The sequence below is a fragment of the Lysinibacillus sp. Y5S-8 genome, from assembly GCF_036894365.1.
GTDB lineage: Bacteria > Bacillota > Bacilli > Bacillales_A > Planococcaceae > Lysinibacillus > Lysinibacillus fusiformis_D.
The window spans coordinates 2,268,429-2,285,060 of sequence record NZ_CP145889.1; the positions used below are offsets into that span (position 1 = coordinate 2,268,429).

Sequence of the window (16,632 nt, forward strand, 5' to 3'; positions counted from 1 at the left end):
TGAACAAGTATAGCATATGTAAAGAGAGAAAAGCTTGAAATTTTCGTGCTTCATCTATATCTTTTCTTCAGCATATAGTAAAATAGAACACTGTAAACAAAAAGTAGTGCGGACTACAATGGTTTTTAAGGAATAGGAGAATTAATGTGAAACAACAAACTATCATTTTAACCGGTGGTGGGACAGCTGGCCATGTGTCGTTAAATCAAGCGATACTCCCGTCTTTACTTGAACTTGGTTATGATGTCCACTATATTGGTTCAGAACAAGGTATTGAAAAAGAATTAATAGGCGAGGCTTTCCCCGATGTTCCGTTTTATGGCATTGCGAGTGGTAAATTGCGTCGTTATTTCTCAATGAAAAATTTTACAGACCCATTTAAAGTGCTTGCTGGAATGATGCAGGCTTTTCGTATTATTAAAAAAGTAAAGCCACAGGTTGTCTTTTCAAAGGGTGGCTTTGTTTCAGTACCTGTTGTTATGGCAGCAAAACTGGCAGGTGTGCCTGTTGTTATACATGAATCTGATGTGACACCTGGTCTTGCCAATAAAATTGCCCTGCCTTTTGCCTCTCATGTGTTCACGATTTTTGAAGAAACACTAAAGCATTTACCACAAGAAAAGGCAACTTGCACAGGCTCCATTATTCGTCCGGAGTTGTTTGAGGGCGAACGGGCAAAAGGGTTATCATTCTGTGGCTTTTCAACATTAAAGCCTGTTTTACTAGTGATGGGCGGAAGTTTAGGCTCTGTTGTCCTAAATGAGGCATTGCGTCAAAACTTACCAGAGCTTTTAAAGCAATTTCATATTATTCATTTGTGTGGGAAAGGGAACTATGACCAAGCACTAGAGACAATGCCTGGCTACAAGCAATTTGAATATGTGACAACAGAGTTACCTGATCTATTGCATGCAGCAGATTTTATCGTGTCACGAGCAGGCTCTAACTCCATCTTTGAATTTTTAGCGCTTCACAAACCGATGCTATTAGTACCTCTCTCTGCACAAAAAAGCCGTGGGGATCAAATTTTAAATGCCAACTTGTTTAAAAAACAGGGCTATGCGGAAGTGTTGCAGGAAGAAGAATTAACAAAGGAATCTTTTATGAAGTCGGTTCATACATTAACAGAGTGTAAGGCAGAAATGGTCGAGAAGATGTCAAAAACGCAAAAACCAAAAACACCAGACGAAATGGCAACATTAATTTTGCACTACAAAAAATAAAGGCTCTTTGAAAAAAGAAAAGAAGCTATGAGGCAGGTCAAAGATGACAAAACCTTATAGCTTCTTATTATATATGACACATTACATGGCTTGCTCTTCGCCTTCTTGCATTTGATGTGCTGTTATTAAGTAGAATAAATCTTTTTGAATTTTGAATAAATTAAATTGAGCTTCACCGCTATTGACCTGTTCTAATAAAGTCGGATGACTTTCATTGGCACTCACCACATAAGGTAGCTTTAATGCGGCACGCTGTGATTTTAAATTTTCAACTCGTATACGGAGAAATACCGTATGGAAATTATAATCAAAAAATAACTCATTCAAAAATAGCATTTTTGCCTTTTGATTATAGCCTTTACCCTGGTAAGGGAGTCCAATCCACGTTCCTAAAAAGCCTGCACCGTCCTCCACATCGTGAATACTAATGGTGCCGATTGGTTGACCCCAATCATCAGTAATGGTCCTGGAGATAGCGAGTCCTCTCGCTTCCTCTTCAATCAGTTGTTTTGTCATAAACCAATACTCATCAGCGGATGTGGCTTTCTGACGGACAAAAGGGAATACAGAAGGGTGTGATAATAGCTCATAAAGCTCTGTACATTCATGCAGGTCTCGATGTTTAAGCATACGAAACGCCTCCTTTACTAGGGTAGTTAAAACAATTCCGTTGAAGCATAAAGAAGAAAACTAAAATTCGTACTGGAATTAAAACCCAAAGAACTAGACGTTATAACTATGATATTCCATAATCTCCCGCTGTCTTACTGATTTCGACCATACCGAAAAAAGGCTAGTTTTTTAAATATAATATAACACGAAAGCTGTTTGATGCAATCATTTTGCTCGAAAAAAACAAAATTTGAGTTTAGTAGTCAGTAAATTCCGACAAAAGAAGAGGCATTGGCGAAAATATTGTTGTTTTTTAGCATTAAGTCTATCCTATCAATTTTATCTAATATTAATCATTTATACACTTCTTTAGTAGGATTTAAATGTTTCTACAATAGGTAATATATCAAAAAATATCCTAAAAAGGATATAATTTATCTTATTCTGTAAGGGTAATTTTTGATTTTTATGTTATAATAGTAGTATTATATAAAATCGAACAAAACATACATACTAGCATTTTTATCATGATTGCAATGGCTTTTCTGGAGGTGACAGCATGGAGTATCTTTTAAGCGAAGATTTTTTTAATTCATTATTTATTGGCAAAGATTTTGCTTTTCTCATGAAAAAAGTAGAGGATGATTATCAATATATTCGCTTAAACCAAGCAGCTCGTGACCTGTTATCAAATGAGGCGATTGGAAAAATGATTTCAAGCGTTACCTCAGAGCGCATTTTTTCGACCATTCAGAAAAATTACGATCAAGCGATTAGGGAGCATAATCAGGTTGACTATGTAGATTATGCGTATTTTCAGTCGGAGGTTCATAAATACGAAACGTCTGTCAGACCGTTGAAATATAATAATGAAGACTATATATTAGCCATCACAAAGGAAATTCTCTATGACCGCAATATTGAGGATAAATTTTTATTTATGCGGTCCATGTTTGACCATGCCTTTTTCTCCACGGTCATTTTATCGGCCGAAGGTATGGTATACGAAGTGAATTCTTGCTTTATAGAAGATTTCCAATTAGATAATGAAACTGTCAAGCAAAAATTGTTTGTTGATTTACCGATCATCCCGAAAGAAGAGATTGAACACATTGAAGCTTGTTTACAAAAAGCAGCAAGAGGAGAAAACCTTGATAAAAAGCTGATTAAGCTGTTTACGTCAGAAGGTCAGGAGCGCATGTATTTAATGTCCTTATCGCCTGTAATGCAGGATGATAATTCGTTTGCTATCTTTTTAATCATGCAGGATTTTACTCAATTTACTTTACAAAAAGCAGAATTACGTTCGAAGTCTCATGGATTAGAAGTTTTTAAGTCTGCCTTAAATTCAGCTACAGCCATTGCTGTATTGGACCATAAAGGCTATATTGCGGAAGCAAGCGATATGTTTTTACAGGCTTCTGGCTACACTGCGGAGGAATTAATAGGTCAGCCCTATTCATTAATGGAGCCAAGGTTCAATGCACAAAATTTTTTACAATTAATCGAAGGCAAGCTGGATACAATGGAGATTTGGCGAGGAGAACTGTGCTATCGCACAAAATATCATGCCGATTATTGGGTGGAGGCAACCATTGTGCCGTTAAAAAATGAGTTCGGTAAAGTCGAACAAATTTTAACCATTAACTATAATATTACAGATAAGAAAAAAATGTTCACAGAATTAAAAAATATTGAACGTACTTTCCGACTCATTACGGAAAACACAAATGATTTAATCGTGATTACGAATGAGGATGGTATTATTCTTTATGCGTCTCCATCCTATGGGATTTATTTAGGGTATGAAAATGAAGAGCTACTTGGGCAGTTTTACAGTGATATTTTAGATCAAGAAAGTAAAAACGAATGGCAAACATTTTTAAACAATTTTACAGGTCAGCCAGAAACACAGTTTGAGCTTTTACTAAAGGCGAAGGACGGTACACCGATTTGGACAGAGGGCAATGTCACGGTTGTACATGACCCTGAACGTGAAAAGGTTTCACAAATTATGATGGTGTCTCGAGAAATTACGCATCGCAAAGAAAGAGAAAATGATTTGCTCTATTTAGCCTATCATGATGCGTTAACACAGCTACCTAATCGACGTTATTTACAAAAAGAGTTTCCGAAAATACTGGCTAAAGCAGCTGAAAATCAAACCTGTGTTGCCATGCTCTATCTAGATGGCGATGATTTTAAAGAAGTCAACGATCGTTTTGGTCATGACACAGGGGATGCGTTTATTCAGCGCTTTGGTAATGCCTTAAATCAAACGGTTCGAAGTCATGACATGGTCATTCGAATTGGTGGCGATGAATTTATCGTCATCCTAACAGGTTTAACGAGAGAAGCTGATAAAAGACATGACCAAATTATGCATATTATTCGTCGAATCCGCGATGAACTAGCAGAAGGCTGGATGATTGAAGATCATCATTTTACTCCTACAGCCTCAATCGGTATTGCCTATTATCCAGATCATGCACAAACTTTGGATGAGTTAATGGATTTAGCTGACCGAGCTTTATATAGATCAAAAGAGTTGGGAAAAAATAATCTTTCCATTTCGGGAGCACAATAAAAAAGTCTGTCCACAAGGTTTCCCTTGTGAGACAGACTTTTTGTTTGATGTTATGCTAGAACGTGAGAGGGATAAATATCCTATATCGTTATTTTAGAATAGAAGGTGATACAATGCCTAAGAAGATATTGTTGGTAGAAGATGAGAAGCATATTGCGCGTTTTGTTGAACTAGAATTACAGCATGAGGGCTATGAGGTGAAAACAGCGTTTGATGGACGGGATGGACTGGCTTTGGCCACTACGGAAAATTTTGATGTTCTCTTATTGGATGTGATGCTGCCAGGCATTAATGGCATTGAAATTTGCCGCCGTATCCGAACGCAGTCACAGGTGCCAATTATTTTATTAACGGCGAGAGATGCTGTAATGGACCGTGTAGCGGGCTTAGATGCAGGAGCCGATGACTATATCGTCAAGCCTTTCGCTATTGAAGAGCTGCTTGCTAGAATACGGACGATTTTACGTCGTGTCACATCAGAGCCTACTAGCAGCGAATCTTTATGTTTACGAGATATTGAAATAGATGTGGCAGCCTATGAAGTTTTTGTTCAAGGGAATAAACTTGACCTAACAAAGACAGAATATGATTTACTAAAACTATTAATCGAGCACAAAAATAGAGTGTGTACGAGGGAGCATATTTTAACGTCAGTTTGGGGCTATGATACGGATATCGAGACCAATGTAGTAGACGTTTATATCAGACATTTACGCACAAAGCTCCCTGGTGATATGAACGCTTATATCGAAACTGTTCGTGGTGTTGGGTATGTGATGCGTGAATGAATAAATTAAAAAATTATATACGTCACCAATCTTTACAAAAAAAATGGATGCTGACATCAAGTAGTGTCATCTTTATTAGCTTTACAATTATTTGTATGGTCGTTTATCTTTCGCTTCATACATGGCTCTTAAACGATGAGGAAGGTAAGGTCAAACGTACAAGTGACGATATTATCTCCTTTTTAGAATCACAAGGTCCTAATGTTACCATTCAGCAAATACAACAAAATACAGGTTTGCTCAAATCCATTGCCGATCGCGATGAAACGGTCAGAATATTTAATAGAGATGGAGTGGATATTTTACGTATCAATGATACTTCAGCTGCTGCACCGCTACAATCGATGCAAGAAGTTCTGGAAATGACCATCGATAAGAAGGATGTACTCGTCATCAATGAACCGATAAGGATCGGCTTTTTTCAAGGCTATATCCAAGTTATTCATCCTTTGACTAGCTTTCAATCCCTTATGCATTATCTTCTGACAGCGATGCTAATAGCGGGTATAGGGGCATTGATACTATCAGGCTCCATTGGCTATTATTTGGCCAATTATTTAATGAAGCCATTACATGAATTGCGTGCATCCATGAAGACGGTGGTAGACCAAGGATTTAATCAGCCTATCCAGCTAACCTATACATCACAGGATGAGATTGGTGATCTGTTAAAAATGTACAATGCGATGATGAATGAGCTGCAAATTTCCTTTACCCAGCAGCAACAATTTGTCGCAGATGCTTCCCATGAACTGCGAACACCGATTCAAGCCATTGAAGGGCATCTCTCCCTGCTAAAAAGATGGGGCAAAGATGATCCAGCCATTTTAGAAGAATCCATTGATACTTCACTAACGGAAATTGCTCGGATGCGCAAAATGATTGAGGAATTATTAGAGCTTGCACGACGTGAGGAAAAAGATGAGGCAAGTGAGGCAAATGCACTAGTAGTAATAGAAGCCGTCATGGAGGAGCTACAGCTTGTCCATCCACAAGCACGAATATCGCTGTCGAAAAATGGCGAAATCGGTCCGTTATTTATTACCGAAAATGCACTAAGTCAAATCGTTCGTAATATAATAGAGAATGCAATTCGTTATTGTGAAAAAATTCCTGAGATTGAAATTTCTCTTACAACTGCTGGAAAAATTGCATGTTTAAAAATTGCTGATAATGGTATAGGAATAGCAGAAGACAATATGCCGTTTATCTTTGATCGATTTTATCGGGTGGATGAAGCAAGAAATCGTCAAATTGGTGGAACTGGCTTAGGACTTAGCATTTCGAAGATGTTACTTGAAAAATACAATGCGACAGTAGAAGTCAAGAGTGAGGTTAATATTGGAACCGTTTTCTCGCTAAGAATACCGCTAAAATATTAAGAAAAATTCACGCTTTATTTCATTATTCTATCCTTTGCGAAAAAAATTGCTTAATTTGCTAAAAAGAGTTGTATTTTTTGTGAAGAGTAGTAAGATTGAGATGGAAAAAACGTTCTTTAAAATATGGAAAAGTAGTGTGAAACTTTCTTTTAAAGAACGGCTAAATATTATATAATTAATTGTAATTTAATTAATGGAACTGCCGAAAGGCAAAATTTGGAGGTCATTTTTCATGTCGAACAACGTTACAACTGTAAGTTCTCCATGGTCAGCTTTCTCTGGTCCTAACCTAGGATATGTGATGGAGCAATACGACTTATTCTTACAGTCTCCTGAAGAAGTAGAACCGGAGTTAGTTTCTTTATTCCAACAATTTGGTGCACCAGTAGTAGTAGAAGGTGAAGTAGCTGTAGTTAGTCATACAGCAGCGGCTCCTGCTGGCGATTACAAAAAAGTGTTAGCCGCTGTGAAATTAGCAGACGCAATCCGTTCACACGGTCATTTAGCGGCAGATATTTATCCTCTGAAAAACCGTGAACTACAAACAGCTCAAATTGAAGAAAGCGCGTTCAACTTAAGCGCTGCGGATTTAGCTGAAATTCCTGCAGCAATCTTCTTCAAAGATGTGCCAGCAAACGTGAAAAATGGTAAGGATGCAATCGACTATCTAAAAGCTGTTTATACAGATAAAGTGGCATTTGAATACGGTCACGTAGTAGTTACAGAAGAACGTGATTGGATTCAAAAGCAAATTGAATCAGGCTCATTTAAACAAGCATTATCTTCTGAAGAGAAGAAAGCCTTATTAGATCGTTTAACTCGCGTTGAAAATTTCGAAAAATTTATTCATAAAACTTTTGTAGGGCAAAAGCGTTTCTCTGGTGAGGGCTTAGATACGCAAATCGTTCTATTTGATGAAATCGTTAAAATAGCAGAAGCCAAAAATGTAGAAAATGTACGTATTGGTATGGCACACCGTGGTCGTTTAAATGTTTTAACACACATCTTAAACAAACCTTATGACATGATGTTCTCTGACTTTGCACATGTTTCAAATGAGTTATTTATGCCTGAGCATGGCCGCCTTGAAATTACAAAAGGTTGGACAGGTGATGTGAAATACCATATGGGTGCTTCTTACAACCGTGAATCGGGTATGAATGTTAAATTGGCTTACAACCCATCACACTTAGAAGTTGGCAATCCAGTTGTACTTGGAGCTACTCGTGCAACACAAGATGATACGTCTAAACCAGGGCAAGCGGTACACGATCGTACAAAAGGCTTAGGTATTTTAGTGCACGGTGATGCTGCATTCCCAGGTCAAGGGATTGTGACTGAGGTTTTAAACTTTGCTAAAACAGAAGGCTTTACAACAGGTGGTACAATCCACATTATCGCGAACAATATGATCGGTTTCACAACTGAGCATTATGATTCTCGTTCTTCTGTGTACTCTTCTGACCCAGCAAAAGGTTATGAGGTACCAGTAGTCCATGTCAACGCAGATAGCCCAGAGGCAGTAGCGCAAGTTGGTCGTTTTGCTGCTAACTACCGTCAAAAATTCGGCAAAGATATTATTGTAGACTTAGTTGGTTACCGTCGCCATGGTCATAATGAAACAGATGACCCAACTGTGACAAACCCAGAAACATACAAATTGGTTTCTAAACATGAAACAGTGCGTGCTTTATACGGAGCACAATTAGTGGCTGAAGGTCTTCTATCTGCTGAAGATGTAGCTGCCTTAGATACAGCAATCTATGCAGAAATGCAAGCAGCCTATGACCATGTAAGAGAAATGGCAGATAAAGATGATCATCATCATTTAGAAATGCCAGCAGAATTAAAAGTAGAGTTCCCACAAATTGATACAGCAGTTGGTGCGGAACGTTTAGAAAAAATCAATGAAGAGCTTTTAGTGTTTGAAGAAAACTTCGAGCCACAGAAAAAGCTTGGCAAAATTTTAGAAAAACGTCGTGATGCCTATGCATCAGCAAAAATTGACTGGGGCCATGCAGAAACGTTAGCGTATGCGACAATTATCCAAGACGGCACACCAGTACGTTTTACAGGTCAAGATGCTCAACGTGGTACATTCTCTCAACGTCACTTAGTACTTCACGATAAAAACAATGGGAATGTCTTCACACCGCTTCATCATATTTCTGGTGCGAGTGCATCCTTCTCAGTACACAACTCTCCACTGACTGAAGCGGGGGTAGTAGGCTTTGAGTATGGCTACAACCTAGAAAATAGTCATGTCTTAACAGTGTGGGAAGCACAATTCGGTGACTTTGCGAACATGGCACAAGTGATGTTTGATAACTTTATTTCAGGGGCACGCTCTAAATGGGGCCAAAAATCTGGATTAGTGATCCTTTTACCACATGGTTATGAAGGTCAAGGTCCAGAGCACTCTTCAAGCCGTATGGAACGCTATTTACAAATGTCAGCTGAAAATAACTGGTTTGTAGCGAACTGTTCAAACGCAGGTAACTACTATCACTTATTACGCCGTCAAGCAGCGTTATTGGGTACAGAAGGGGTACGTCCACTTGTAGTCGTATCACCAAAATCACTATTACGTCACCCATTAGCAGCGGCTAATGCTGAACAATTAGCAAATGGTTCATTCCAAGAAGTGATTGAACAACCAGGTTTAGGCGCTAAACCAGAAGCTGTAGAGCGTATCGTTTTAGGAACTGGTAAAGTGATGATCGACTTAGCGGATCGCGTAAAAGACGGAGAAGGCTTCGATCATTTACACATTATTCGTGTAGAACAACTTTACCCATTCCCAAAAGAGCAAGTTGCTGGTATTATTGCTAAGTATCCAAATGTGAAAGAAATTGTTTGGGTACAAGAAGAACCTAAAAACCAAGGCTCATGGAATTATGCATTAGAAACATTATATGAACTTTCAGAAGGTAAAAAACTTCGCTATGTAGGTCGTCCTGCAATGAGCTCAACTTCTGAAGGGGATGCAGATTCTCATAAAGCAGCACAAGCAGCATTAATTGAAGCGGCAGTTGCTGAGCCAGTGAAGGTTAAATAATCACATATAAATTTTTGAAAAAACCGGGCTACTTGCCCTTAAGCAGTAGCCCTTTTATGTGCGTCATGCACGTTAATCAAAGGAGGAAATGAAAGTGGCTGAAATTAAAGTCCCTGAATTAGCAGAATCGATTACAGAAGGTAGTATCGCACAGTGGGTAAAAAAAGTGGGCGATCGCGTTGAAAAAGGTGAATTCATCGTTGAACTTGAAACAGATAAAGTAAACGCTGAAATCATTTCTGAAGAAGCAGGTGTATTAACACAAATTTTAGCTGAAGAAGGCGATACTGTACTAGTTGGTCAAGTTATCGCAGTAGTAGAAGCAGGCGAAGGCGCAGCACCTGCACCAGCAGCGGCTCCAGCTGAAGCAGCTCCGGCTCCAGCAGCGCCACAAGCAGCATCTGCACCAGTAGCATCTGCTCCAGTTGTAGAAGAAACGTCTGGTGAGCGAGTAATCGCATCTCCAGCAGCACGTCGTCTTGCTCGTGAAAAAGGTATCAACCTTGCAGCAGTATCTCCAGTAGATCCACAAGGACGTGTACGTGTACAAGATGTAGCAGCTCATGGTACAGCTCCAGCTGTAGCACCAGTAGCAGCACCTACATCAGTAGCAACTTCAGGTGGCCCAGTAGTATTTACACCAGCAGCTAATTCTGACCGTGTAACAATTGAAAAAATGAGCCGTCGTCGCCAAACAATTGCCAAACGTTTATTAGAAGTGAAACAATCAACAGCAATGTTAACAACATTTAACGAAATTGACATGACAAATATCATGGCACTTCGTAAACGTAAACAAGAAGAGTTTGTAAAAGCAAACGACATCAAACTTGGTTTCATGTCATTCTTCACAAAAGCTGTTGTTGCGGCACTAAAAAAATACCCATACGTAAACGCTCAAATCTCTGGCGATGAAATTCATTTAAATAACTTCTTTGATATCGGTATTGCTGTATCAACTGAAGAAGGTTTAGTTGTACCAGTTGTACGCGATGCAAACAGCAAAAACTTTGCAGAAATCGAAAAAGATATCGCTAACTTAGCGACAAAAGCTCGTGATAAAAAATTAGGCTTAAATGACATGGCTGGTGGATCATTCACAATCACAAATGGTGGTGTATTCGGTTCATTAATGTCAACTCCTATTATGAACGGTACGCAAGCTGGTATTTTAGGTATGCACTCAATTGTTAACCGTCCAGTTGCAGTAAATGGTGAAGTTCAAATCCGTCCAATGATGTATGTAGCACTTTCTTACGATCACCGTATCATCGATGGAAAAGATTCTGTAGGATTCTTAAAAACAGTTAAAGAATTAATCGAAAATCCTGAAGATTTACTATTAAATTCATAATGCCATTCAACCCTGCGAACAATGTTCAGCAGGGTTTTTTTATGCATGACGAAAGATTTTGACCGATTCTATGTTTGAAAGAGTACTAATGTTATATCGTTTAGAGGAGCAAAAAAGAAATAAACACAACTTTTCTCACATAGAGCACATACTCTATAATAAAAATTTGTTGTAATTTTCAGAAATATCGATGGAAGCTTAACGATTTAAAATGAATAGAGAACGAACAATATCCTAATATTGTCATTAGTCAGAAAAATGTTAAAACTGTCTTGACGAGTGTACTAGTTTTATAGTAGTATCTAAATATCAATTAAATAAACAAACCTCACTAACGTTTACCAGTGAGGTAGAGGCGCGGTATTTATTAGTTCATTGTTGAGTTCAAGCAAGCGAAGACGCAATGAAGAAGGAAATATCGCCGAAGTATAAAAGGAGCTCGTACTTTTATGCTGGGTCTGCAGTGAATAAGTGCAGGACTGTCCTAGTAAATGGATTTCCAGATTTACTAGGTTGTGCTATCTCGGAAAATGGAAATTATAGTGAGGATTTGGGCAACTGTCATACAAGGTAAGACCTAAGTTCAATATACTTAGGTCTTTTTTATTACAGTTGTCTTATTTTTTTACAGAAAAGGGGAGTTTTTTATGAAAAGAAAATGGTTGTTAGTAATGATCTCTATCATGACAGCAATTGTGCTAGCTGCATGTGGCACTAGCGACAAAAAGGATGGCGGTTCAGGTGATGCTGGTGCTGACAAGGAAGCAAGTGGCGGTGAATTCCGAATCGGAATGGAGGCTGGCTATCCACCATTTAACTGGACACAGCAAGGTGATGCTAATGGTGCAGTGAAAATTGCTGATAATGCAGAGTATGCAGGCGGCTACGATGTCCAAATGGCAAAAAAAATTGCTGAAGGCTTAGGCAAAGAGCTAGTCATTGTCAAAATGGAATGGGATGGATTAGTACCAGCGCTACAATCTAACAAAATTGATGCCATTATCGCGGGTATGTCACCAACTGAAGAGCGTAAGAAAACGATTGATTTTACAGAAAACTACTATACTTCTGATTTCGTTATGGTTATTAAGAAAGGTAGCAAGTATGAAAATGCAAAATCGATTCAAGATTTCTCTGGTGCTAAAATTACTTCACAATTAAATACATCGAACTATAACGTTATTGATCAAATTAACGGTGTAGAAAAACAAACAGCAATGGAAAGCTTCCCCTCAATGCGTGTCGCTTTAGAGGCTGGCAAAATTGATGGCTATGTAGCAGAACGTCCAGAAGGTATTTCCGCTGCTGCTGCCAACGATAAGTTCACATATGTTGCATTTGAAGAAGGCTTTGATACGGATCTTTCCAATACTTCGATTGCTGTAGGCTTACGTAAAGACGATGCAAACCGTGAAAAAATCAACGAAATCCTAAAAGGTATTTCGGAAGACGATCGTCAAGCTATTATGGAAGAAGCGATTTCTCAACAACCAGCAGCACAATAATGACAAGGCACGGGCTAGTTGCTGGTCCGTGCATGATCATTTCATCATTATCAAAATGAGAACCTCTCTACATAATGATAATGTCCTAGCGTAACAAATCATAGAATAGTAGAAATAGCTAGGACACGAAGGAAATAAGCAAGCAACATGACATTGTTAGGAGGAACATCATGAGTCTTGAATGGATACTTTCAATTATTGAAAACAACTGGCAAATGTTTTTACGAGGTGCGTATTATACGTTACTGATTTCGATTATTAGTACAATTATTGGTGCATTCATCGGATTTTTCATTGGAATTATGCATACGATTCCAGTTCGTAAAAAAGGTTTAAAATTTTATAGCTTAAAGCTTATTAATTTTATCCTGACATGCTATGTTGAATTTTTCCGTGGTACACCAATGATTGTACAGGCTATGGTAGTCTACTACGGACTAGATATCGCATTTGGTATCGATATGCATTTTATTACAGCAGGTATTTTAGTCGTTTCCCTTAACACAGGGGCCTATATGGCAGAAATTGTTCGAGGTGGTATTGTCTCGATTGATAATGGTCAATACGAGGCAGCATCGGCAATTGGTATGAATCACTTCCAAATCATGCTGCATGTTGTTTTACCACAAGTAGCACGTAATGTCTTACCAGCGACAGGTAACCAATTAATTATGAATATTAAAGATACAGCCGTCTTAAATGTCATTGGGGTAACGGAATTATTCTTCCAAACAAAATCAATTTCAGGTAACAACTTCCGTTATTTTGAATCATTCTTTGTCGCATGTATTCTTTATTTTATCATGACATTTACCGCATCTCGCATCCTTCTCTATGTTGAAAAACGTCTAGATGGACCTGATGCCTATCAAAAAGAACAAAAAGAAGCTGTATAGGGGGACGCACAAATGGCAGTGATTAAGATTGAACATTTAAGTAAATCATTTGGACGTAACCAAGTGTTAAAAGATGTAAATTTCCAAGTAGAAAAAGGCGAAGTCGTTTGTTTAATTGGCTCTTCTGGTTCTGGTAAATCGACATTACTTCGTTGCATCAATTTATTAGAAACGCCAAGTGGTGGTCAAATTATTTATAAAGGGGAAGATATTTTAGATGATAAGCACAATATTCAAGAATATCGTACACATCTAGGAATGGTATTCCAGCAATTCAATTTATTTAACAATCACAATGTGTTAAACAATTGCACAGTGGGCCAAATCAAAGTATTGAAGCGATCAAAGAAAGAAGCAGAAGAAACGGCGCTTAAATATTTGAATATCGTTGGTATGGATCAATTTGTGAACGCCAAGCCTCGTCAGCTTTCAGGGGGGCAAAAGCAGCGTGTGGCTATCGCTCGAGCATTATCAATGAATCCAGATGTCATGCTATTTGATGAACCGACATCGGCATTAGACCCAGAAATGGTCGGTGAGGTATTAAAGGTGATGCGACAGTTAGCTACTGAGGGAAATACAATGTTAATCGTGACACATGAGATGGAGTTTGCCAAAGAGGTGGCAGATCGTGTCGTCTTTATGGATAAAGGCATCATTGTCGAGGAAGGCCCACCATCACAAGTATTAGTAAACCCTCAGCATGAACGGACAAAAGAATTTTTAAAGCGGACATTAAAATAAGCATAAAAAAAGTGAGTCCGATTTACTGGACTCACTTATTTTCTAGAATTCCATTCTGCATAAAGAACAAAGCAGATTGCAAATGCTACAGCAATAATAAAAAACCATTGCGGTACACCACCAAAACTCATCATAACACCTCAAATAGTCATTTTTTTTGGATAGAATAGCTATAGTCTTTCTTTTTTCTCCACAAAAGCCCAAAAATATTATAAAATAAGCAATAGACATTAGCTTAGGCTAGTAAAGAGAGGTAGAGAGAATATGTTACATTTAAAATGGAAAGATGCGCCAACACTACGCACGATAACTTGCAAACATACAAATGCATCAAAATACTTAGTGTCCAATGTATTAACAGTAGGGAAAGAATATGAAGTAAAAAATGAAACAGAAGAGTTCATTTTTATCATCGATAATACAGGTAATGTCGGTGGCTACTATAAAGATTATTTTGAATAACATAAAACAGGGTGGTTCAGATTATGTGCTGAGCCACCCCTTTTTTTGTTAATCGCGCTGATAGCCTCTGGCACCTGCCACATCTTGTAGCTGTTGTTTTTCTTGTTCAGTTGCTGTATGCAGGGCAAACACATCTTTAATCGCGGTTTGCAGTTCTCGCTGCGTTTCTTTAAATTTCGAAACCTGCTGTTCAAACGATGGACTAGAGAAGCGATCATGTGCCTGAGCTAATCGTTCTTCTAGCTGTGCATAGTGATGATCCATATGCATAGAAAGCATCATCGCCAGCTGATTTTTCCAAAGAGGAATCAAAGTGACAATCGAAAATTCAATTTTTTCCGCTAACGTTTGATTCGCCTGTTGAATCATGCGTATTTGAGGAGCCGTTTGCAGCGCTACTTGCTGTGATACTTGTAAATCATAAATACGTTGATCCAACCTTTCAATTTGTGCGGCAAAGTCATTGAGCTGCTGAATAGCAAGCGGTTGTTTCGTTGCTTGAACACTCGTTATTTGTGTGGGTAACTCAACCTCAATGGCTTGCTGTTTTTTCATTTGACCTGCTGCAATGGCAGTAGCCAGCTCCTCAAAAAATCCACGATTATGAGCATAAAGTGCTTCTAAGTTTTCGACATCCTTGATCAACTGAAGCTGTGCACGCTCTAGCTGAACGCCAATACGTTCCACCTGAATACTAATACGCTCAAATTCTGTTAATGTTTGCTTCACAGTCGGCTCTGTTTTTCCAAAGATTTTTTTGAAAAAGGTTTGTTTCTTTGGTTCTAAAGCCGTCGGGTCTATTCGATCTAACGTGTGCATTAAGGAATCAAGCATTTGACCGATTTTTGAGACGTCCTTTTGCTTCACTTGCGCAAGCATGCGATCAGCAAATTGAGACAGGGCTCGCTGTGAATCTTGCCCAAGGGACAGCAATGATTCAAAATCTGTTAAATCAATTTGACTAGCATAAAGTAAGGCACGACTTTGTGCAAGAGGCGATAGCGTTTCATAAGTCGCCATCGCCTCATTTTGTGGAGTTGTTTCTAAATAGGATTGGACTAGTGGAGAAAGTCCTGGTATGGTATTCAGTTGAAATGCGTGTTCATTTGCTGTCATTTATCGTCCCCTCGCCAATCCAATTGTTCTCTACGTCTAAGATTGGAACGATTTGCGAATTCAATCTCCATTTGTAGGGTATCAATATCATTAGCAAGCGCGTCCTTTAAATCAATTTGAATCGTATCATTTAAATCAGTTAGCGTTTCACGTGTTTTTGATAATGTTAATTGAATTTCTTTATCCTTAACAGGCTGCTTCGAAAGCATTGTATACTTATCTGTTAATTCCACAGCAGAAGGTAAGTGTGCATAGAAAAAGGGCTCTACATTATAAAATTTTCGTGGGTCTGTCTTCACAATTTTGACGATATTTTTAGAAATACGCGTCATTTCAAGTAATTGTTTAAACGCAGATACAGAACGTACGCGTAAATAGTTTTGACTTAATGTTTGAATATGCTTATTAGCTGCTGATAATTGTGTTTCAATATGCTTGAATTCTTCTTTTGTAATACCTGCTATTTGCATGACTTTCTTTTTTTGTCTATGTTTCAGCAACGTTGTACTCGTCGCATAGGAACCCGCAAACAGTAAACCACCAAGGAAGAATCCAGGATTTGCCGCAATTGCTGCGATAGAAACGGTCGTAAGCGAAATAAGAAAGCTGGCAGAATGTCTAGAAAAAAACTGTCCGACACTAAGCATTGTTTCATCCTCCTTGCTTTTCAATATGTCTATCTTCTTATACGAAATAATCGACATAAAGTTTCATTGAAAAATAATCCCTTACATAAATTTTACTGCTATTTGTTAACTTTCTCAATGATAATACATAGAATAAGTGAATTGTTTCTCCAAATGCGTCGATTTTGTCCTCCTAATGAACGATTGTGGCATTGGCATGAGCGGTTCACCCTCAAAATAAAGCGAATTATCAGTACTAATAACCATTCAAGCGTTAAC

13 protein-coding genes and 1 riboswitch are annotated in these 16,632 nt (G+C 38.3%); of the genes, 10 read left to right on the forward strand and 3 right to left on the reverse strand.

The features are described from left to right. Positions 1–146: 146 nt before the first annotated feature. Positions 147–1,223 carry an undecaprenyldiphospho-muramoylpentapeptide beta-N-acetylglucosaminyltransferase gene (locus V6670_RS11020; RefSeq protein ID WP_036126049.1) on the forward strand — a complete coding sequence of 359 codons (1,077 nt, stop codon included), beginning with the start codon at positions 147–149 and terminating at the stop codon, positions 1,221–1,223. 81 nt (positions 1,224–1,304) lie between these two features. Here the strand turns inward: V6670_RS11020 and V6670_RS11025 are convergent, their stop codons facing one another. Further along, on the reverse strand, positions 1,305–1,853 hold the full coding sequence (locus tag V6670_RS11025) for a GNAT family protein (RefSeq protein WP_089933612.1): 549 nt from the start codon (positions 1,851–1,853) through the stop codon (positions 1,305–1,307). A gap of 541 nt (positions 1,854–2,394) precedes the next feature. Here V6670_RS11025 and V6670_RS11030 point away from each other — a divergent pair. The 9 genes from V6670_RS11030 (at position 2,395) to V6670_RS11070 (ending at position 14,611) form a co-directional block, all read left to right on the forward strand. After that, positions 2,395–4,422: a diguanylate cyclase gene (locus V6670_RS11030; protein WP_338654258.1), complete on the forward strand. Its 2,028-nt coding sequence runs from the start codon at positions 2,395–2,397 to the stop codon at positions 4,420–4,422. Positions 4,423–4,535: 113 nt separating this feature from the next. Further along, complete coding sequence (locus V6670_RS11035; RefSeq protein ID WP_089933605.1) at positions 4,536–5,210, forward strand: response regulator transcription factor; 675 nt, start codon at positions 4,536–4,538, stop codon at positions 5,208–5,210. Then, a complete protein-coding gene (locus V6670_RS11040) occupies positions 5,207–6,592 on the forward strand; it encodes a HAMP domain-containing histidine kinase (protein WP_338654260.1) in 1,386 nt (461 codons plus the stop codon). The genes V6670_RS11035 and V6670_RS11040 overlap by 4 nt, the downstream gene beginning before the upstream one ends. A gap of 232 nt (positions 6,593–6,824) precedes the next feature. Further along, the gene (locus V6670_RS11045; RefSeq protein WP_338654263.1) at positions 6,825–9,650 is read left to right on the forward strand and encodes a 2-oxoglutarate dehydrogenase E1 component; all 2,826 of its coding nucleotides are present in this window, start codon (positions 6,825–6,827) and stop codon (positions 9,648–9,650) included. A 94-nt stretch (positions 9,651–9,744) separates the two neighbouring features. After that, entirely contained in the window at positions 9,745–11,004 is a 1,260-nt protein-coding gene (gene odhB / locus V6670_RS11050; RefSeq protein ID WP_338654265.1) for a 2-oxoglutarate dehydrogenase complex dihydrolipoyllysine-residue succinyltransferase, read from the forward strand. Positions 11,005–11,346: 342 nt separating this feature from the next. Then, positions 11,347–11,533, forward strand: a riboswitch (Lysine riboswitch). A gap of 118 nt (positions 11,534–11,651) precedes the next feature. Beyond that, positions 11,652–12,509, forward strand: a complete 858-nt coding sequence (locus tag V6670_RS11055; RefSeq protein WP_141904413.1) for a transporter substrate-binding domain-containing protein — start codon at positions 11,652–11,654, stop codon at positions 12,507–12,509. A 170-nt stretch (positions 12,510–12,679) separates the two neighbouring features. Beyond that, positions 12,680–13,405 carry an amino acid ABC transporter permease gene (locus tag V6670_RS11060; protein WP_036126030.1) on the forward strand — a complete coding sequence of 242 codons (726 nt, stop codon included), beginning with the start codon at positions 12,680–12,682 and terminating at the stop codon, positions 13,403–13,405. 12 nt (positions 13,406–13,417) lie between these two features. Next, on the forward strand, positions 13,418–14,149 hold the full coding sequence (locus tag V6670_RS11065; RefSeq protein WP_141904412.1) for an amino acid ABC transporter ATP-binding protein: 732 nt from the start codon (positions 13,418–13,420) through the stop codon (positions 14,147–14,149). A gap of 264 nt (positions 14,150–14,413) precedes the next feature. Next, a complete protein-coding gene (locus V6670_RS11070; RefSeq protein ID WP_036126026.1) occupies positions 14,414–14,611 on the forward strand; it encodes a DUF6501 family protein in 198 nt (65 codons plus the stop codon). A gap of 48 nt (positions 14,612–14,659) precedes the next feature. Here the strand turns inward: V6670_RS11070 and V6670_RS11075 are convergent, their stop codons facing one another. Beyond that, positions 14,660–15,727, reverse strand: coding sequence for a toxic anion resistance protein (locus V6670_RS11075; RefSeq protein ID WP_058844434.1), 1,068 nt, complete (start codon positions 15,725–15,727; stop codon positions 14,660–14,662). Beyond that, complete coding sequence (locus tag V6670_RS11080) at positions 15,724–16,374, reverse strand: 5-bromo-4-chloroindolyl phosphate hydrolysis family protein (RefSeq protein ID WP_338654272.1); 651 nt, start codon at positions 16,372–16,374, stop codon at positions 15,724–15,726. The genes V6670_RS11075 and V6670_RS11080 overlap by 4 nt, the downstream gene beginning before the upstream one ends. Positions 16,375–16,632 lie beyond the last annotated feature (258 nt).